Raw genomic sequence first — 270 nt, forward strand, 5'->3', positions numbered from 1 at the left:
ACAGCAAGGCCACCATCGTCGAGGACAGCCCCCTTGCTTCCGGCACGCTGACCGCGACCGACGCCGACAGCGGTGAAACTGCCACGCTGGTGTTCAGCCAGACTTCGGCCGACAAGGTTCCAGGCTTCACCCTGAACACCGATGGCAGCTGGACGCTCGACCCGAGCAATGCGGCCTACCAGCACCTGGCTGTCGGCCAGAGCACGAGCTACAACATCCAGTACGTCGCCACCGACGCCCAGGGTGTGTCCAGTGCTCCCCAGACGCTGA

At 64.8% G+C, this 270-nt stretch carries 1 protein-coding gene; it reads left to right on the forward strand.

The annotated features are described in order from the left end of the window. Positions 1-270, forward strand: a 270-nt coding sequence (locus G7016_RS25865; RefSeq protein ID WP_181118411.1) for a VCBS domain-containing protein, incomplete at both ends; no start/stop codon positions are given.

The sequence above is a fragment of the Pseudomonas japonica genome, from assembly GCF_013522925.1.
Classification (GTDB): Bacteria; Pseudomonadota; Gammaproteobacteria; order Pseudomonadales; family Pseudomonadaceae; genus Aquipseudomonas; species Aquipseudomonas japonica_A.